Raw genomic sequence first — 17,365 nt, forward strand, 5'->3', positions numbered from 1 at the left:
GCCAGACAAAAAGCGGGCGGGTATGGGATCTCTCCCGCCCCGCCCGCAAGTGCAACAGCCCTAGCGTCTTACTTCGCAGCCGCCTTGGTCTCGTTCATCAGCCCCTTGCACGGGCGGGCGACGATCTCGCAGCGGTACATCACCTGCCCAGCCACCTCGCCAACCGACACGCGGCCGCAGCGGGAAACGAAATCCTTGGCGTTGTTCATGTCGAGGAACGACTCGCCGTAGTCGTAGCGCACGCGCTCCATCCAATCCTTCTTGGCGGCGTCCATGGCGCCTTCGGTGCCGATCCACTGCGTGCCGAGCCCGCGCACCTTTTCGGCGCACGTGAACTCGCGGCGCTCGGCCACCTCGTCCTTCTCGCCCTCGCGCTTCACGTAGGCCATGACCTTGGTCGGGCCCTCCTTGTGGTAGCGCCTGGCATATTTGACGCGCGCCCGCTTCGCCCGCGTCGTCGGGCTGCCGCTGCCCATGCTCCAGTCCCAGTAGTCGGTGGCGAAAGCCGGGCCGGAGTAGACGGGCACGGCGATGGCCGCCGCGAGCGCGAGAGCAAATGGCTTGATCATATGGAGCCTCCCGAGTGCGTTCTCTACGGCGCCTTGAGACGCGACACGGGGCGCTTGCGGCATCGGCCGCGCAGGTCATTGCGGGGTGGTACGCAGAATCGCTGCACCGAGGTTAGCCGAAACGGCGCGCCGCAAGTGGGCTCTGGCCGGCGCTATCCACAACGGCGTGGTGTTTCCCACTGCCACCGCGGGAGCGCGCGCGCGACGTGACGGTCTCGCGAGCCAATGGCCCCGAGGGATGTCAAAGAACGAGGGAGCGCGGGCGCCAAACGACCGCCATCCTGGTAACAATCCGGCGACCTTTCGGCGCCCGCGTGCGGTAGCTGCAAAGCCGAGGGTGCTCTTCACGACGGCAACGGGCCTTCGGTCCCACCCGGCGCTTCGCGGGCCGGGCTGTCATCGCTCAGGACCGTTGGCGGCTGCGCCGTTCGCAAGTGAACGGTGCCGCTGACGAAGGGCGTCCGTGCGCGCTGTTGCCAGCATCGCCCAGCCTCGGTGCGTTGCCCCGGCATCTGAGGAGAGCTGATCCTCGCGTCGACGCTGCGAACGGAAAGCAACGCCGCCTCAACCGGGCACCGGTCCCTGCCCCGCGTCGGCCGCTCAGCTGATGCGTCCCTCAACGGGCAGGGATGGGGAGAGGATAAGGGTGTATGCGGAGGCGGGGATAAGTCTCGCGCCCCTGTCCCCTCTCCCCATGCCTCCTCAAGGCATGGGCCCGTATCCCCTCTCCCCATGCCTCCTCAAGGCATGGGGAGAGGGTTAGGGTGAGGGGCAAAAGCTGGGACAAACCTCACGGGGGCTGGATCATGCGTGGGCCTCAGCCATGGCGCACGAACCGCTCAAGGGCGCTGCGCTCGCGGCAAGTCACAGCCGAGGCGAAGCTCTGGGAGGAGCTGCGCAGCCGCCGGCTCGGCGGCTTCAAGTTCGTGCGCCAGGCAGCCATCGGACCCTACTTCGCGGACTTTGCCTGCCGCGAGAAGAAACTCATCGTCGAAGTCGACGGCGCCACGCACGGACTCGATGAAGAGATCGCCGCCGATCAAGCGCGCACGGCGGCTCTTGAGCGGATGGGCTATCGCGTGTGCCGCGTCACCAACGATGACGTCGAGCGCAACATGGATGGCGTGCTCGAGTGGCTGCTGCATGAGCTGCAGAAGTAGGAGCGTGCGGCTGCCCCTCACCCTAGCCCTCTCCCCGCTTGCGGGGAGAGGGATGAGTGCGGCAGGCGCGCCTTGCGGCGCGCCGGAATGCCGTCGGCGCGAGCAGGGGGCGCAGGCAGATCGATCTAAGCATGACGCGCGTTGCGCATCCCGATAGACAGCAAGTACCGCTGGGGACATTTTGGGTCCCGCTCAGCTTCAGGAATATCGTCGAGAACCCATTGAAGGCCGGAAGGGAGCGCCGGCAACACTTGGTCAATAACGACGACAAAGAGGTTCTCAAACAAGCCCAACAAGTTCTGGATCACGATGTCGGCTGACTCCAAGAGCGCCTGAGGAGCATCGAGGCAACGTGTCGAGTGAAACAGTTGCCAAGTAGGAAGCTGGATTCGACGGTCAGGTAGAAGGCGCAAATCGTTGACAACAATACGTTCCGTCTTTTTGGGGTGCTTCACCGTGTTCGCAACTGCAATCCAGAGCTCTATCCACCTCGCGTCCCCCTCAAGCATCCTGAGGATCGCAGCATCTTCTCCAAATTTCTTCTTCAACTTTTCGCGCGCTAGATCAAAGCGGCCCGGGCTAACGCCCGCATCAATCAGGTCGAAGATATCGGTCATGTGGTTCAAGCACTGACGAACCTCAAGCGCGAACGACTTGAAATCTTCCTCCAACGTCAAGATGGGCGGGATGGGCTTGGGTGCCTGACCGACGGTGTATTGCTCGATTGAGGCGGACACCACTTCAACATGCGCCTCGGTCTCCGTTCTTATCCGGTTAATTATCCGGTCTAGTGTCAGCAATGCCTTCAGAACACGAAATGCAATGTCAAAAGTGGCGGACCTTCGGCCGTCAGACTCTGGCCAGACCGACTTGAGAACTTCCTGAACCTGAACAAGAGACCTCGCCACCAGAGGACTCTCGGTCCCGAGCTCGAACACGATGGATTGTTGCCAGGGCGCGTCGGAATGCTGGCGATCTGGATCAATGCAGTCCGGGGTACGTATTCTACACGTTCGCCAGCGCGAAATTACCAAAAGTCCATCGGCAGTCCCCCAGAGGTGCTGGACGGAGTCCCCCTCGCGCAAATCGAGCTGAAGAGATCCAGCCGCATCGCGCTTGTTCTTGGATGAGCCCATCACCTGACTTCCCGCCCCAGGCGCCAGACTTCCTCCTGCACGCGGATGTCGGCGAGGACGCGGTCCAATAACAGGCACGTGCGCTTGAACAGCTCCGAGCCGCGGCGGTAGTCGGCGGGGGCGAAGAAATCGCAACGCCCCGCCTTGAATAGCTCGACGCACTTCTTCTTGCCCTTGCCGGGCGGATGCACCGCCACCGCGTGCCCGCCGTTCTTGCGCATCACCGCCATCGACGGCACGTCGGTGTCGCCGTCGCCGAAATAGATCATGTTGGCGAACGGGATGGGGCGCGCCGCCTCGTCCATGTGCTCGTTGATCCCGACGCGCAGATCCTCGATGCCCTTGTTGATGCGGAACAGGTACTGCGTCTTGCCGGTGTCGGTGATGACGCGCTTGGGGAACGGCAGTTCGTAGGCCTCGAACCAGAACTCGCTAGCGAACACGTTATGGAAGCGCTTAAAAATGCGCGTGCCCTCGATGATCTCCGTTAGACCCGCCGAGACGACGTAGTGGCGAAGCGCGATGCCGTGCGTCTCGGCGCGCAGCTTCACGTACTTGCCGATCGCGTCGAACCACTCCTCGACGCCGGGGAACAGCTCGACGCGCTTGCCCTGGGCGACGAGGTCGGCGCGGTCGATGCGCACGTTGGCGGCCTTCGCCTTCTTGTAGAGCAGCCGCATGTAGGTGATGAGGCCGTCGGCGCCCTCGCGGCGGGCGATGGCGTTCGATTCCTTCCAGAACTGCGCGGGGTCGACGCCGATCTGCGGCAGGAAGGCGTAGTCCTGCATCGGGCGCGGGGAGAGCGTGCCGTCGAAGTCGTAGACGAGGGCGATGGTCTTCTTGTCGAAGGCCGCCTTGGCCTTGGCGCGCTCGCGCGGCTTGGCTTCCGCGACCTCGCCGACGTCATCGCCGTCCGCCACGCGCTCGATCATGGCTCATCTCCGCGCCTCGACTTGCATTGCGAGGCTCCGCCTCGACTTGCATGCGCGACCATGCCGCGATTCGGGGGGCGGATTGAAGGCTGCATCCCCTCTCCCCACGCCTCTTGGCGTGGGGAGAGGGTTAGGGTGAGGGGCAGAAACTGGCGCCGCGCAAGCGGCTGCCCCTCACCCCGACCCTCTCCCCGTAAGGACGGGGAGAGGGGGGATTAGCTCAGTGCTTGCAGCCGCAGCCTTCGCCGTGCGCGTGCTCGTGGCCGTGGTCGTGACCGCCGCAGCAGCCGGCCTCGTGATCGTGGCCGTGATCGTGCGCGTGCTTGCCGCCGCAGCAGCCGCCCTCGTGATCATGGTCGTGATCGTGCGCATGCTCATGGTGGTGATGCCCGCCGCAGCACTCGCCGTCATGATGGTGGTGATGGTGGTGCTCGTTGGGATCGACCAGGGCGGCGTGCAGCCTCTGCTCGATGGCGATGGACTCTTCGCGCGGCGCCTGTTTGTCCTCGATGGCGAGCGCCATGATCTCGGCCCCGAGGCGCACGTCGTCGACGGCGCCCAGGTAGTGCCGGCGCAGGCGCCCCTGGCGGTCGAAGATGAGCAGCGTCGGCGTCCCCTGCATGCCGTAGGCCTCCATGGTCTGCGGCAGGCCGGAGCCGTTCTGCGCATCGACGGCGACCGGGATCTCGATGTGCTCGGATTTGAGGAACGGCTCGAGCAGCGACGGCGTCATGTCGTTGTGGTTCTCGAACACCATGTGCAGGCCGATGACCTCGACCTCGTCGCCCGAGAAGGCGCGGGCGATGCGGGAAGCCTGCGGCAGCGAATGGCGCAGCGAGCCGGGGCACAGCATCTGAAAGGCGACGAGCACCACGACCTTGCCCTTCAGCTTGGCGAGCGACAGCGGCTCGGCGGCGTTGAACCACTGGGATGCGATGAGCTCGGGCGGGGCTTCGGGATTGAATTGCGGCGAGGCCATGGGCGACCTTTCTCATAGGGGGGTGCAGTGTGCTTGGCAGCGGCATAGCGCTTTGGAAGGGTTGTCTCAAGGGTGACACGAGGGGGGGGGAGAAGCTTTGCTTGCGGCGCCGTAGCGCGAGCTGATGGCCGCGCCTAGGCGCGGGGCGCGTCCGTGCGGAGCACGGCTTCGCCATGACGGGCCCTGCCGCTTCGCGCGGCGAAAAGGGGCCCCGTCAGCGGCAGCGCGAATCGGCCTCGGAGGCGGCGGGCAGCGGCGACCGGCAGGCATAGCGCTCGGCGAGCTTGCAGCCGGGGTCGAGCGCGCTATGGCCGGTGGCGTAGATGGAGAAGCTGAGCGGGCAGCCGCGCATCACGTTGAAGGCCGTAACGCAGCCCACCCGCGCCGGCCGCCTGGCGTTGCGCGCGGCCAGCGCCTGGGCGAGGTCGCCCTGCCAGCGGTCCTCGACGACAGCGATGGCGTCCTCGCCGCCGGCCATCCAGCCGGCAATCGTCTCGACGTTGGCGTTGCTGCCGCGCCCCAGGACGAAGGTCGTCGACGGCTCGCGGAAGCCGACGACGCCCACGGGGCCGGTGACGCAGCGGCGCAGCGGCGCAATCGCCTCGGCGATGCGCGGCGCCGGCCAGCCGAGGCGCATGTGCGGCATCAGCACGGCGAAGGTGAAGGCGATGAACAGCACGAAGCCGGCGACGCTGGTGGTGAGCCAGGCGGCCGCATAACCGCCCGTCGCGGCACGCGCAGCGAGCGTGAACAGTGCGGTGACGAGCACGGCGCCGAGGATGACGAGGACGCTCGGCGATACGCCGGCGAACCACAGGCCGCCGACGTAGAGCACCAGCATGCCGGCGAGCACCAGCCACCACGGCAGGCGCAGCATGCGCGGCGGGATGGCGAGACGTCCTTCCCGCAATGCCGCCTCCGGCGGACCTTGGTCGAGCACCAAGGCAACGGCCGCGGCGGCGGCGGGGAACATCGCCTGCACCGTGTACAGCGCCGGCTTCGAAGCGATCAGCTCCAGGTACAGCCAGTAGCCGACAATCCAGGCGAACAGGAAGCGCTGCAGCGCCGCCGCCCGCTGGCGCCACAGGTTCTGCAGTGCCGGCACCAGCAGCAGGGCGCCGGGCAGGAAGCCGAGCAGGAAAGCGAGCGTGAAGGTGAGCGGCGCCGCCTTCCACTTCATGTCCTGGGCGCCGCCCAGCGCGCGAATCAGCTCGCCGAAGGTGAGGCCCGCGAACGGCACGCCGCCGTCGAAGTGGGCGCGGATGATGAGCCACGGCGCGGCAACCGCCGCCATCAATGGGACGCCGAGCAGCGGGCGCAGCCGCTTGAGCCAATCGAGACGGCGATCGAAGGCGTAGAGCGCGGCGATGGTCGACAGGGAAAGGATCGGCACCGCCAGCGCGTTGAGCAGCATGCCGGCGCCCTGCGCCGCCCAGAAGGCGAGCACCAGCCACAGCCCGTTGCGGCGGTCGCTTTCAAGGGCGCAGTAGAGGCGCAACAGGCAGAGCTGGGCGACGACGATCGACAGCAGCAGCGGGCCTTCGGGGATGGCGAGGCTCGCCTGCAGCGCCACGATGGGCGAGACGGCGAACAGCGCCGCGGCGATGATGGCGCGGCGCTCACCGATGAGCGGGCGCGTCGGCCACCACGTGGCCAGCACCGCCAGCACGCCGGCGATGAGCGACGGCAGCCGGTAGGTGGCGATGGCGCCGCGTGCGTCGCGACCGAGCAGCTGGCCGGCCCCCATTTGCAGCCAGTAGATGCCGATGGGACGGAAGGCGAAGCGCTCGCCCTCGTAGCTGGCGTCGAAAGCATCGCGCCGCTCCAGCATGCCGCGCGCGGACTGCGCGTAGACGACCTCGGTGCGGTCGACCGGCGGCAGCAGCAAGACGCCGGGCAGGTAGGCGAACAGCGCCAGGCTTAACAGCGCCGCCGCGGCAAGGCGCGGGCGGGCGGCTAGCCTGTCCAGCCACTGCGTCGAGCCGCGCTCCAGGCGGTCCAGCGTCAAGGGAAAGAAGCTCATGGGCGGGCGCTTGCAAGCCCCGTTGGGCTCAGGGATATCCGTCTCCACGGGCAGCCCGCGGGCTTGACACTGATAGCGCAGTCAGGCGATTGCGCAAGCCGGTGCGGGAAACACATCGCCGCGCACATGGCGAATTTCTCGATCATCACACTAGCGCAGAGGGCGGCGGCATGTCGGCTGGCGGAAACGAGGCGCTGAAGGCGCGGCTCATCGAGATCATCAAGGCGCGCTCGTTCCAGTCGGGCAAGGAGGTGAAGCTCGCCTCGGGGCGCACCTCGACCTACTACTTCAACATGAAGCCGACGATGCTCGACGCGGAAGGCGCGCACGCCATCGCGACGCTGATCCTCGAAGCCATCGCCGAAAAGAAGCCCGATCTCATCGGCGGGCTGGAGATGGGCGCGGTTCCGCTCGCCGCGGCGGTCGCCGCCGTCAGCCAGACGAGCGCGCGGCCGATCAACGCCTTCTTCGTGCGCAAGCAGGCCAAGGAGCACGGCACCCGGAGCCTCATCGAGGGCCTTCCCGCCGGCGACAACCTGAAAGGCAAGCGCGTCGTCATCGTCGAGGACGTGACGACGACGGGCGGCTCGGCCGTCAAGGCGGCGGAAGCGGTGCGTGCCGAGGGCGCCGAGGTGGTGGGCGTCGTCACCGTCGTCGACCGGCAAGAGGGCGCGAACGAAGCCTTCGCCGCCGCCGGCCTCACGCTGACGCCGCTGCTGACGCTGGAAGACTTCAAGGCTTGAGTGCGGGACGGCGCCGGCAGACAGCGAAAAGGCGCGCCTGGGCGGGGGGCGGAGTGTCCCCAAGAGCACATCAGAGGCCGCGTCCGGCCAGCCAATCCAGACAGCGCAATTTTGACACTTGATCGAGGCAAGCACGGGCTGGCATCAAACCGAAGGGCCTGGGATCGCAGATTTACCATGACGCAATCAACAGTTCGGCGTTTAGCACTTTCCGTCGTCGCAACGATTGCGGCCATTGCCGCGCTGACGGCGATGACCACCGACGCCTGGGCGAGAGAGCGGGGCTCTTCCGGCGAGGCGGCGGCGCGAGATGCCGGCGAGCCGATCATGGCGATCGTGTCGATCAAATCGCAGCAGGTCACGTTCTATGACGCCGACGGCTGGATCGTAAGAGCGCCCGTGTCGACCGGCGTCAAGGGGCGCGAAACGCCGGCCGGCGTGTTTGCCGTTCTTCAGAAGAACATCGACCACCGCTCCAATCTCTATGACGACGCCCACATGCCGCACATGCAGCGCCTTACGTGGAACGGCATAGCGATGCATGGCGGTCCGCTGCCGGGGTATGCCGCCTCGCACGGCTGCGTGCGGATGCCGTACGGCTTTGCGGATAGGATGTTCGACACGACGCGCATCGGGATGCGGGTGATCATCTCGCCGGACGACGCAGCGCCCGTCGAGTTTTCTCACGCGGCGCTGCTGGTACCGAACGCGGAGGCCATGGCTGCCGCTCCGCAGCGTGCCGAGACGCTCGCGCGCGACGCCGCCGAGGCCGTCAAAGCGGTCGAGGAGACGAAGAAGGCGGCTAAGCAAGCAGCCCGCGAGGCGGCATCCGCAAAGGCGTCGCTGCGCAAGGCAGAACGGCAGAAGTCCTCCGCCGACGCCGACCTCGCTGCAGCCGAAAAGGCGCTCGACAAGGCCAGGTCGAGCGAGGCCAAGGCGCAGGAACAAGGGCTCAAGGCCGCTGCCAAGGCCGCGGAGGCGGGCGCGACACTCGACATTGGCAAGGCCGATACGGACGCGAAGGTCGAGGTCGCAGCCAAGCCGGCCGATGCCGCCAAAGCGGAACGGCAGAAATCCTCTGCCGACGCCGATCTCGCTGCCGCCGAAAAGGCAATCGCCTCCGCGCAGTCGAACGTGGCCAAGGCCGAGGAAAGGAAGCTCAAGGCCGCCGCCAAGGCCACCGAAGTAAGTGCCAAACTCGACGCGGCCCGAGCCGATGCGACGTCGAAAGCCGATGCCGCGACCAAGGCAGCGGAGGCCGCCAAGGCGGCCGTAACCCGGAAGACGGAGACGGCGAAGGCGGCGGACGAAGCAAAGCTCGCGCTCGTTCCGGTCTCGCTCTACATCAGCCGGGCGACGCAGAAGCTCTACGTGCGGCGGAACACGGGCAAGCCGTGGCCGGACGGCGGCGAGGTGTTCGATGCGACCATCGAGGTTCCGGTCACCATCCGCGACCCCGAGAGGCCCATCGGCACGCATGTGTTCACGGCGATGGCGCAGGGCGACGCGGGACTGCGCTGGACCGCGGTCACGATCGACAGCGGGGACGAAGCCAAGAACGCGCTCGACCGGGTCAGCATCCCGCAGGACGTGCTCGATCGCATCGCGCCGACCGCGCTGCCGCGATCCTCGATCATCGTCTCGGACGAACCGCTGAGCCGCGAGACCAACTATCGTACCGAATTTGTAGCGGTGCTGAGCAATCAGCCGCAGGGCGGATTCAAGACGCGTAAGCCCACGCCTCCGGCCGATCCTTGGGGTATGTTCCCGGCCAGCGGCAATAATTGGCAGCCCGGCTTCTTCAATTTCTGGGACCAGCCGAGCCAGAAGCGGCAACCCAGCAATAAGCCGAAGCGCGGACCCCAGGGAAAACCATTCTTTTGGTAACAACTGGCGACGCGTCGGTCGCGAGGAAGGCGATGCGGCCTTCGCCGCTGTCGGCCTGACGCTGACCCCGCGGATATGGGGCCGGCGTTGTGCGTACTCTCGACGTCATCCCGACGAAGGTCGGGATCCACGCCAGCCTCAACAGACACTCTTGGTGATGTGAGTGCTAAGCGGCTTGCGAGCGGGCGACGCCGACCAGGCGCACCAGCTCCTTGCGTGCCGCCTCGGCATTGCTGACGCGCGAAGCGAACGCCTGGCGCAGCGCCCGCGCGCCGAGCACCAAGTCGCAGCCGTCAGGATCGATGCCGGTCATGCGCCAGGCCCCCGGCGCGGCGCCGAGCAGGCGCGTCGCGTAGAGCTCGATGGCGTCGGCGTGGTCCGCGTTCATGTGCTCAACGATGCCGGGCTCGGCCTCGATCAGCGCCTGCGCATCGCCGACATCGAGCAGCAGCTCCGCGCGCGGCAGGTCGACGATGCGCCCGAAGCCGCCGATATAGTGCGCGCTGGCGATGCTGAACGCGTAAAAAGAGAAGTCCGGAAAATCGGCATAGCCGGCGGCGGCAGGATGACGCGCCAAAAAGCGGCGACGCGCGGTCGCACTCGTCGTCGGCCGCGCCTCGCCGATGAGCGTGATGCGGGCGCCGGCCATCGGGTCGGCCTCGGTGCCGGTTGCATCGATAAGCAGGCTCGCGCGAGCATCGGCGGCAAGGTTCTTGGTATGCAGGGCCAGTTTAGAAATCAGGAAAACTGGGCTGCCGTCGGGCTCGGTTGCCGTCAGCAGCAGGGAGGCGTATGGATGCCCGGACGGTTGCAGCGCGCTCGCCAGCGCGCCTTTGAGGGCCTCCCGGATCATCACCCGAGCCGCCAGCGCGGTTTCCTTAACGCCCGAAATTTTCGGCTGTTTTGGAGCCTCTTCAACAGACATGCCGCCTCGTCCGCTTCCTGTGTCCAACCTATTCAGATAACGTTCAGACAGAAATCACGAAATTGGCTTCGCCACAATTGATACACCTTGGAGCCATAAAGCGCGGCAGGGTGCTGCTCTGCCGCAGGGTCGGGACATGATGAAAGAAAAAAGCACGATCGCGCTGGTCGACGACGAGCGCAACATCCTCACTTCGCTCCGCATGGCGTTGGAGGCAGAAGGCTACAAGGTGCGCACGTACAATGACGGCGTCTCGGCGCTGGAGGCGCTGTCGGAGGACCCCGCCGATCTCGGCATCTTCGACATCAAGATGCCGCGCATGGACGGCATGGAGCTTCTTCGCCGCGTGCGCCAGCGCTCGGACATGCCGGTGATCTTCCTCACCTCCAAGGACGAGGAGATCGACGAGTTGTTCGGCCTCAAGATGGGCGCCGACGACTATGTGGCCAAGCCCTTCTCGCAGCGGCTCGTCGTCGAGCGCGTCAAGGCAGTGCTGCGCCGCTTCCAACCCAAGGACCCCAGCGCCACTCCGGAGATCGAGGCGGCGCGCGTGCTCGAGCGCGGCAAGCTCAAGCTCGATCCCGAGCGTCACAACTGCCACTGGGACAACAAGCCGGTGACGCTGACCGTCACGGAGTTTCTCATCCTGCAGGCGCTCGCCTCGCGCCCCGGCGTCGTGAAGACGCGCGATGCGCTGATGGACGCTGCCTACGACGATCAGGTCTATGTTGACGACCGCACCATCGACAGCCACATCAAGCGGCTGCGCAAGAAGTTCAAGCAGGTCGACGACAATTTCGATGTCATCGAGACCTTGTACGGCGTTGGCTACCGCTTCAAGGAAGCTTGAGGCGCGGAGGTAGGATGGCGCTCGAGACCGGGCGATCCGAGCAGCATCAGCTGTCGAACGGGTTCGCCGGCCTCAGGGGCTTTGCGAACGACATCTGGACTGCGATCGTGGCAGCCGCGACGCGACTGGCCCGCGTGTCTACCGAAATGGCGGGCACTGCCTCACAATCCATCCGATCGGCGGCAAAGTCCGGCGCTGCTGCAGCGCATTCGGCGGTCCGGCAATCCGCCGCCGCGGCGCGGCGCACCGCCAGCGCCATTGCGCTCGGCGCCCAGACGGCTGCCGCGCACGTCGAGCCCGTCGGCGGCGCCACGCCGAAGGCGCTGGCACCGCTGCAAGCCTGGCTCAGCCGCCAGCGCATCGTCCGCTTCTTCTCTGCCAGCCTCCTGCGCCGCATCCTGATCTCCAACCTGATCGGGTTCTTCATCCTCGTCGGCGGCATCCTCTATCTCGGCTGGTTCCACACCTGGCTCATCGACGCCAAGCTCGACGCCCTGAAGACGCAGGGCAAGATCATCGCCGACGCGATCGCCGCCAACGCCAAGGTCGTGCGCGAGCAGATCGTCATCGATCCGAATGCCATCCCCGATGCCCCGCCGGCGGTGAACAGGTTCCCCGACGACGGCCTCGCCTCGCTCGAGCTCTCCATCCATCCCGAGGAGGTGACGCCCATCCTGCGCAAGCTCATTCAGCCGACCAACACCCGCGCGCGCATCTACGGACGCGACGGAACGCTGATCGTCGACACGGCGCAGACGTTGGCGCGCTGGAAGGCGATGCGCAACGAGCCCACGGCCAACGACGAGGATTCGACCAAGACGCAGAACGTCTGGAGCCGCATCACGCGCTATTTCTTCCGCGAGACGCTGCCCGTCTACCAGGAGATCGGCACCGGCAACGGCATGGCCTACAAGGAGGTGCGAGACGCGCTCGAGGGGCACGAGAAGAGCATGCTGCTGCTCAACCGCAAGGGCGAGCAGATCGTCTCTATCGCGCAGCCCATCGTCCGCTTCAACGACGTGCAGGGCGTGCTGCTGCTGTCGACGCGCCCCGGCCAGATCGACAAGATCTTGAAGGAAGAGCGCATCGTCATTCTCATTCTCGCTGCCGTTGCGCTGCTCGCCTCGGTAGTGACCTCGCTGTTGTTGGCGCGCACGGTCGCCGGTCCTATTCGCCGTCTCTCCGCTGCGGCCGAGCTCGTCAGCCACAACATCGAGGCGCGCACGCAGCTGCCCGAGTACTCCGGGCGCACGGACGAGGTGGCGCAGATGGCCGAGGCCTTCCAGGCCATGACCAGCGCCCTGTGCCGGCGCATCGAAGCGAGCGAAAAGTTCGCCGCCGACGTCGCGCACGAGCTCAAGAACCCGCTGACCGCAGCTCGCTCCACCGCCGAGTCGCTGAGCTTTGCCAAAACGGACGAGGAGCGGATGCATCTGGTGGCGCAGATCCAGGGCGAGCTGAAGCGGCTCAACCGGCTGATCACCGACGTCTCCAATGCCTCGCGTCTCGATGCCGAGCTGGCCCGCAAGGAGATGCGCTCGATCGACGTAACGGCCATGCTGCGCAACGTCGTCGCCATATTCCGCGACATCATCGGCGACGACAGCCGTACGGTGATGCTGGCCATCGGCAGCGAGCCGTTCAGCGGCGCCTTCAGCGTCAACGGCGACGAGGGGCGCCTGGGGCAGGTGCTGACCAACCTCATCGACAATGCCATTTCGTTCTCGCCCGAGGACGGAACGGTGACCGTGCATGCACGCGTCGCTGCGCCATTCGTCGAGATTCTGGTCGACGACGAGGGCCCCGGCATTCCCGAGGACCGTCTCGAGATCATCTTCGACCGCTTCTATTCAGACCGGCCGGCGACCGACACCAGCCGCGGCAAGAACTCTGGGTTGGGCTTGAGCATCTCGCGCGAGATCGCTCTGGCGCACGGCGGCCAGATCGTCGCCGAGAATCGCTACGAAGCGGGCGCCAAGCCCGGCGCCAAGCCGAGCGGGGCGCGCTTCACCGTGCGGCTGCCGATCGCCGGCATGGCGCAGCGCGGAGGAGCGCCCGGTGGGCGACGCACCTGATACGCGAACACACCATGGCACGGCGATCGCCGTAGGCGGCAGCGCCGCGCTGATCCTCGGTCCTTCCGGCGCGGGAAAATCCGATCTGGCACTGCGCTGCCTTGCCCTTGCACCGACCCCCCTCATCCCTGCGCCCGCACTACTTGTTGCCGACGACCGTGTGCTCGTCTCGGCGGTCGACGGCCGGTTGCGTGTCGAGGCGCCGGCAACCATTCGCGGGCAGCTCGAGGTGCGTGGCATGGGCGTCCTCGCGGTCCCATATGCAAGAAGCGCAGAGCTTGCACTCGTGGTGGAGCTGGCTGCCCCGGAGACCATCGAGCGGCTGCCCGATCCGCCGCCGCGGCGGGACTTTCTCGGCATCAGCCTGCCCTTACTGCGGGTTGCCCCCTTCGAGGCCTCCGCACCCGTGAAGCTGCTTCTGGCCCTCGCCCGGGCCGCGAGGGGGCCCGACAAAGCCAAGGAAACATGACAGCAAATCCACTTGCGCCGTGGCCGAACACTTGTAAATTCTGCCGCGCCGCCAACGGGCTCCCCCAGCTAGGGAAGCCGCAGTCAACGATCCCCACGCTCAAGCCTGCACTCCGTCGTGGACCGGGCAAAAGACGAGATCGGCTCTAATTCATGATCGGACTTGTCATCGTCACGCATTGCGGGCTGGCGCTAGAATTCCGCTCGGCGCTCGAGCACGTGGTGGGACCCCAGGCGCAGCTGGAGACAGTCTCCATTGGCCCCGACGACGATGCCGCCGTGCGGCGCGGGCAGATCGTCGATGCCATCCACCGCACGGACACGGGCGACGGTGTTATCGTGCTCACCGACATGTTCGGCGGCACGCCATCCAATCTCGCCATCTCGGTAATGGACGAGGCCAACGTCGAGGTCATCGCCGGCATCAACCTGCCGATCCTCGTCAAGCTCGCCAGCGTGCGCAGCGAGATGCCGCTCGCCGACGCCGTTCTCAGCGCGCGCGAGGCGGGCCGCAAGTACATCAAGGTCGCCAGTCAGGAGCTGTCGGGCGAAGGTTCTGCCTAAGGATGCCAGAGATCAAGGACAGCACGCGTCCCGAGGCGGTCGTCACGATTCGCAACCGCAAGGGCCTGCATGCGCGCGCCTCGGCCAAGTTCGTGAAATGCGCCGAGAGCTTCGATGCCACCGTTACCGTTACGCGTGACGGTCACGCGGTGGGCGGCACGTCGATCATGGGGCTCATGATGCTGGCGGCCGGCCCCGGCTCGACGCTGCACATGACGGCGCAGGGGCCGCAGGGACCCGAGGCGCTGCAGGCGCTGATCGCCCTCGTCGAGGACGGCTTCGGCGAAGACTGCATCGAAGATGCATGAAAACGGGAGCGCGTTGCCGCGCTCCCTCGCCCGTTAGCGTCCACTCTATTTCGACAGGTACAGCGAGGAGAGCTTCAGCGCGATGTCGCGGAAGGCTTGCTTCAGCTCCTCGCCATCGTCGGCGTTGTAGAACTTGGTCGGGTCGGTCGCACACTGATACAGCGTCTGGTAGGCGCTCGAGTTGCTGCCGCCGAGTTCGAAGCCAACCGTGTAAATCGTGATGCCTTTCGCCTTCATCGCTGAGCACAAGGCGCGCGCCTGATCGGTCGAGCAGCCGTTGGCGGCATCGGTGCACGAGCTGCCCCACCAGTTCTGTCCGGCCCGGATGCCTTCCGAGGTGTATTGCGTGTTGTACTCGCCGTCGGTCATCAGGATGGCGATCTTGCGCAGATCCGCCGTGCCGTAGGCCGCCGCCGCATTGGACGTCCACAAGTTGTTCCAGTTCGGTGACAGCGTATACCACGCCCAGGCGGTGCCGAGATGGCCTGCCGTGCCGCCCGAGGCGCCCAAGGCGCTGATCTTGTTGAGCAGGGTCGTCTTTTCGCTCGTCAGCGGCTGCACGGGGGCGTTCGAGGGAACGCTGCACACGCCCTTCCGGTTGTTGCCCGAGCCCGTGTAGCTCGTCGTGTAGTGGCCGAGCACGTACTTGCCGGTGCCCGGTGCATCGTCGGTGTACTTGTACGTTCCGATGCGCTCGACGACGCAATCAGACAGGTAATAAGTCTGCTGGTTCCACCCGCTGCCGATCGTCTTCTTGGTAGGCAGGCTGGTACCGCGCGCTGCGTTCAGTGCTGCCGTGGTCGGCAGCCGGATGTCCTCGGAGAACGGCACCAGTGCCACCTTCGAGGTGTATTTGCTCTGATCATCCCAGATGATGATGTTGACCAGGTCCGAGGCCGCGTCCTTCAAATCCTGCAGCTTTTGCCCGGCCATGGAGCCGGTGACGTCGAGCATCACGGAGACCTCGATGTTCTCGCCGCCGTTGCCGCCGACGGCGATCTGCGACTTGGCGAACTCGGTCTCCGAGGTGCTGAGCAGCGGCAGCTTGTCGATGGCCGGCATGCCGACGAACTTGGTGAAACTCAGGAACGGCGTCTTGATGTAGGCGCTGCCCGAGGCGGTCATGCCCATGCCGTCGTCGGCCACGGCGAAGCTCACCGTGTCGTCGATGACCGGCAGGCGCGAGGTGACGTTCTCGTTGTAGTACTTCTCCGCCGCGGCGATGGCGGCGGCCTTGTCGTTGCTGTTGACCTGCAAGGCGCGACCGCCGGCGAGCACGGCCGCATCAATGGCCGCTACCGTCTGGTCGCGTGCATGCAGCCAGCGGCCGACATCGACGGCCGCGCCGATGGCCAGCATGAGAACCACGGCAACGAGGGCAAACACGATGGCGACGTTGCCGGACGCGTCATCGCGGAACCGGCCCGCCGGCCCGCGCGCACGCGCGCGGCGCTCAAGGAAACTGCGCATTCTCGCCTCTCCTGCGAAGTATTCGTTTTTGTTTTCGGCAATATGGGTCGGCCAACTATTGAAAGTTCTTAAAAGCGCTAAAATTTATTATTGTTGCCTAATGAAAGGTTATTTACGGAGTTATTTCGTTACATGCAGTATTGGCGCATATATGCGCGCACGAGGACTTCAGGCGGCCGTCCATCGACCGCGCCCAATGCGAAATCGGCTAGAGTTCTGGACAGATAGCCGAGGGAAGCCGCCGATGACCGTCCGCCAAATCAACGAGACGGCACGATGCCCCGAGGACCTGCCTGCCGAGGACCACATTTGAGCGCCTCGGCAGCGGCAGCGAGCCCAAAGAAGTTAGACAAAAGGGCTAAGGCCGAGGGACGCTCGTGACATTCCAGACCGTTCTTTCGTCCGGTCCGTCTTCAAAAGTTATGTGCAGGTCTTGCATCACATACAGATAGACCGCCTTGCCGTCCGGCCTGGGAAGGCGGCGGCAATGATTGAAGACGTTGTCGCTTTGTAGCTTTCCGATGATCGCCAATCGCCAACGCTCAGTGTCATCCTTACGGATGTTCTTGAGAGCCTGCATCGCAATATCAGTGAATACGACGCCCACGACGCTGCTCGGCCTCGATCATTGGCGCTAGACGTACTGCTTCGTCTGCGGCGGACTCCACGTCCTCATCTGTGATCTCGGTCGGGAACATCGAAAGAGATGCGTAGTACGGGATTGTCTCGCCCATGGGCACCGACGCCCAAACCTCATCGTGACTGAAGTCGCTGATTTCGACGGCCGTCTTTGTGCAGATAAAAGCAATCACGTGCTCGATTAGAGCAGTGTCGTTTTTCGACAGCCTGTCGAGATTGGGTTTGGCGAGAGATTGATACTCGCTCTTTTGGTAGCCGTAATAGTTCCGCTTGCTGACAGACACCCGACCCTCGGCTTCAAGCTCCTTTAGGGCCCAAGTCAAGTGGCGAGCGGTCGGGCCGAACTTCTGACGCTGATACTCCACGCCAGTGAGCGGATGGCCCGTGTCGAGATACCTCAGGACATCTGAGTAATAGAGGACCTTATGGAGCTTCGTATTCCCGAGCACCTCTGTCCCGAGGCTGGCGCACACGTATTCGACGACGTAGTGGACTACGTCCTTGAACTTCTCCCGGTCGAATTGGATGCCTTCCTCCATACCCGCTCCAATGCATGCCTACGTGAACAAATCAAGAACATTGTTGGGTCTTTCGGCGCGACTGACCCTTGCAGACTTTTTGAATCGGAGCAAACGGC

17 protein-coding genes are annotated in these 17,365 nt (G+C 65.4%); 8 read left to right on the forward strand and 9 right to left on the reverse strand.

The window, feature by feature from the left end; translation table 11 throughout:
- Positions 1 to 68: 68 nt before the first annotated feature.
- Positions 69 to 569: a hypothetical protein gene (locus tag F9K20_RS08955; RefSeq protein WP_291000160.1), complete on the reverse strand. Its 501-nt coding sequence runs from the start codon at positions 567 to 569 to the stop codon at positions 69 to 71.
- Between the two features lie 806 nt (positions 570 to 1,375).
- On the opposite strand from F9K20_RS08955, the gene F9K20_RS08960 reads away from it, so the two are divergent.
- Entirely contained in the window at positions 1,376 to 1,729 is a 354-nt protein-coding gene (locus F9K20_RS08960) for an endonuclease domain-containing protein (RefSeq protein WP_291000162.1), read from the forward strand.
- 125 nt (positions 1,730 to 1,854) lie between these two features.
- Here F9K20_RS08960 and F9K20_RS08965 read toward each other — a convergent pair whose 3' ends face one another.
- The 4 genes from F9K20_RS08965 to F9K20_RS08980 form a co-directional block, all read right to left on the reverse strand.
- A complete protein-coding gene (locus tag F9K20_RS08965; RefSeq protein ID WP_291000164.1) occupies positions 1,855 to 2,865 on the reverse strand; it encodes a hypothetical protein in 1,011 nt (336 codons plus the stop codon).
- On the reverse strand, positions 2,865 to 3,797 hold the full coding sequence (locus F9K20_RS08970) for an HAD family hydrolase (RefSeq protein ID WP_291000165.1): 933 nt from the start codon (positions 3,795 to 3,797) through the stop codon (positions 2,865 to 2,867). The genes F9K20_RS08965 and F9K20_RS08970 overlap by 1 nt, the downstream gene beginning before the upstream one ends.
- 220 nt (positions 3,798 to 4,017) lie before the next feature.
- Positions 4,018 to 4,776, reverse strand: a complete 759-nt coding sequence (locus tag F9K20_RS08975; protein ID WP_291000167.1) for a TlpA disulfide reductase family protein — start codon at positions 4,774 to 4,776, stop codon at positions 4,018 to 4,020.
- Positions 4,777 to 4,990: 214 nt separating this feature from the next.
- Complete coding sequence (locus F9K20_RS08980) at positions 4,991 to 6,799, reverse strand: glycosyltransferase family 39 protein (RefSeq protein WP_291000170.1); 1,809 nt, start codon at positions 6,797 to 6,799, stop codon at positions 4,991 to 4,993.
- Between the two features lie 170 nt (positions 6,800 to 6,969).
- On the opposite strand from F9K20_RS08980, the gene pyrE reads away from it, so the two are divergent.
- Positions 6,970 to 7,542 (forward strand): orotate phosphoribosyltransferase, encoded by a 573-nt coding sequence (gene pyrE, locus F9K20_RS08985; RefSeq protein WP_291000173.1) that lies wholly within the window; start codon positions 6,970 to 6,972, stop codon positions 7,540 to 7,542.
- A gap of 177 nt (positions 7,543 to 7,719) precedes the next feature.
- Positions 7,720 to 9,429: a L,D-transpeptidase family protein gene (locus F9K20_RS08990; protein WP_291000176.1), complete on the forward strand. Its 1,710-nt coding sequence runs from the start codon at positions 7,720 to 7,722 to the stop codon at positions 9,427 to 9,429.
- Positions 9,430 to 9,595: 166 nt separating this feature from the next.
- Here F9K20_RS08990 and F9K20_RS08995 read toward each other — a convergent pair whose 3' ends face one another.
- Positions 9,596 to 10,354, reverse strand: coding sequence for a DUF2470 domain-containing protein (locus F9K20_RS08995; RefSeq protein WP_291000178.1), 759 nt, complete (start codon positions 10,352 to 10,354; stop codon positions 9,596 to 9,598).
- A 139-nt stretch (positions 10,355 to 10,493) separates the two neighbouring features.
- On the opposite strand from F9K20_RS08995, the gene F9K20_RS09000 reads away from it, so the two are divergent.
- From F9K20_RS09000 to F9K20_RS09020, 5 genes are all read left to right on the forward strand, one after another.
- On the forward strand, positions 10,494 to 11,204 hold the full coding sequence (locus F9K20_RS09000) for a response regulator transcription factor (RefSeq protein ID WP_291000261.1): 711 nt from the start codon (positions 10,494 to 10,496) through the stop codon (positions 11,202 to 11,204).
- 14 nt (positions 11,205 to 11,218) lie between these two features.
- On the forward strand, positions 11,219 to 13,279 hold the full coding sequence (locus F9K20_RS09005; RefSeq protein ID WP_291000181.1) for a stimulus-sensing domain-containing protein: 2,061 nt from the start codon (positions 11,219 to 11,221) through the stop codon (positions 13,277 to 13,279).
- Positions 13,263 to 13,748 carry an HPr kinase/phosphorylase gene (locus F9K20_RS09010; protein ID WP_291000184.1) on the forward strand — a complete coding sequence of 162 codons (486 nt, stop codon included), beginning with the start codon at positions 13,263 to 13,265 and terminating at the stop codon, positions 13,746 to 13,748. Before F9K20_RS09005 ends, F9K20_RS09010 begins: the two co-directional genes overlap by 17 nt.
- 152 nt (positions 13,749 to 13,900) lie before the next feature.
- Positions 13,901 to 14,311 (forward strand): PTS sugar transporter subunit IIA, encoded by a 411-nt coding sequence (locus tag F9K20_RS09015; RefSeq protein WP_291000187.1) that lies wholly within the window; start codon positions 13,901 to 13,903, stop codon positions 14,309 to 14,311.
- A 2-nt stretch (positions 14,312 to 14,313) separates the two neighbouring features.
- Positions 14,314 to 14,619: an HPr family phosphocarrier protein gene (locus F9K20_RS09020; protein ID WP_291000190.1), complete on the forward strand. Its 306-nt coding sequence runs from the start codon at positions 14,314 to 14,316 to the stop codon at positions 14,617 to 14,619.
- A 45-nt stretch (positions 14,620 to 14,664) separates the two neighbouring features.
- Here F9K20_RS09020 and F9K20_RS09025 read toward each other — a convergent pair whose 3' ends face one another.
- From F9K20_RS09025 to F9K20_RS09035, 3 genes are all read right to left on the reverse strand, one after another.
- Entirely contained in the window at positions 14,665 to 16,089 is a 1,425-nt protein-coding gene (locus F9K20_RS09025) for a pilus assembly protein (protein WP_291000193.1), read from the reverse strand.
- Between the two features lie 358 nt (positions 16,090 to 16,447).
- On the reverse strand, positions 16,448 to 16,696 hold the full coding sequence (locus F9K20_RS09030; RefSeq protein ID WP_291000196.1) for a hypothetical protein: 249 nt from the start codon (positions 16,694 to 16,696) through the stop codon (positions 16,448 to 16,450).
- Positions 16,677 to 17,267, reverse strand: a complete 591-nt coding sequence (locus F9K20_RS09035; protein WP_291000199.1) for a Panacea domain-containing protein — start codon at positions 17,265 to 17,267, stop codon at positions 16,677 to 16,679. Before F9K20_RS09035 ends, F9K20_RS09030 begins: the two co-directional genes overlap by 20 nt.
- Between the last annotated feature and the right edge of the window lie 98 nt (positions 17,268 to 17,365).

Origin of the sequence: Hyphomicrobium sp. (genome assembly GCF_009026145.1) — a bacterium.
GTDB lineage: Bacteria > Pseudomonadota > Alphaproteobacteria > Rhizobiales > Hyphomicrobiaceae > Hyphomicrobium_A.

Excerpts from the sequence above, each read along its gene's own strand:
- F9K20_RS08955 (WP_291000160.1), bottom strand. The coding sequence starts at position 569 with ATGATCAAGCCATTTGCTCTCGCGCTCGCGGCGGCCATCGCCGTGCCC.
- F9K20_RS08960 (WP_291000162.1), top strand. The coding sequence starts at position 1,376 with ATGCGTGGGCCTCAGCCATGGCGCACGAACCGCTCAAGGGCGCTGCGC.
- F9K20_RS08965 (WP_291000164.1), bottom strand. The coding sequence starts at position 2,865 with ATGGGCTCATCCAAGAACAAGCGCGATGCGGCTGGATCTCTTCAGCTC.
- F9K20_RS08970 (WP_291000165.1), bottom strand. The coding sequence starts at position 3,797 with ATGATCGAGCGCGTGGCGGACGGCGATGACGTCGGCGAGGTCGCGGAA.
- F9K20_RS08975 (WP_291000167.1), bottom strand. The coding sequence starts at position 4,776 with ATGGCCTCGCCGCAATTCAATCCCGAAGCCCCGCCCGAGCTCATCGCA.
- F9K20_RS08980 (WP_291000170.1), bottom strand. The coding sequence starts at position 6,799 with ATGAGCTTCTTTCCCTTGACGCTGGACCGCCTGGAGCGCGGCTCGACG.
- pyrE (WP_291000173.1), top strand. The coding sequence starts at position 6,970 with ATGTCGGCTGGCGGAAACGAGGCGCTGAAGGCGCGGCTCATCGAGATC.
- F9K20_RS08990 (WP_291000176.1), top strand. The coding sequence starts at position 7,720 with ATGACGCAATCAACAGTTCGGCGTTTAGCACTTTCCGTCGTCGCAACG.
- F9K20_RS08995 (WP_291000178.1), bottom strand. The coding sequence starts at position 10,354 with ATGTCTGTTGAAGAGGCTCCAAAACAGCCGAAAATTTCGGGCGTTAAG.
- F9K20_RS09000 (WP_291000261.1), top strand. The coding sequence starts at position 10,494 with ATGAAAGAAAAAAGCACGATCGCGCTGGTCGACGACGAGCGCAACATC.
- F9K20_RS09005 (WP_291000181.1), top strand. The coding sequence starts at position 11,219 with ATGGCGCTCGAGACCGGGCGATCCGAGCAGCATCAGCTGTCGAACGGG.
- F9K20_RS09015 (WP_291000187.1), top strand. The coding sequence starts at position 13,901 with ATGATCGGACTTGTCATCGTCACGCATTGCGGGCTGGCGCTAGAATTC.
- F9K20_RS09020 (WP_291000190.1), top strand. The coding sequence starts at position 14,314 with ATGCCAGAGATCAAGGACAGCACGCGTCCCGAGGCGGTCGTCACGATT.
- F9K20_RS09025 (WP_291000193.1), bottom strand. The coding sequence starts at position 16,089 with ATGCGCAGTTTCCTTGAGCGCCGCGCGCGTGCGCGCGGGCCGGCGGGC.
- F9K20_RS09035 (WP_291000199.1), bottom strand. The coding sequence starts at position 17,267 with ATGGAGGAAGGCATCCAATTCGACCGGGAGAAGTTCAAGGACGTAGTC.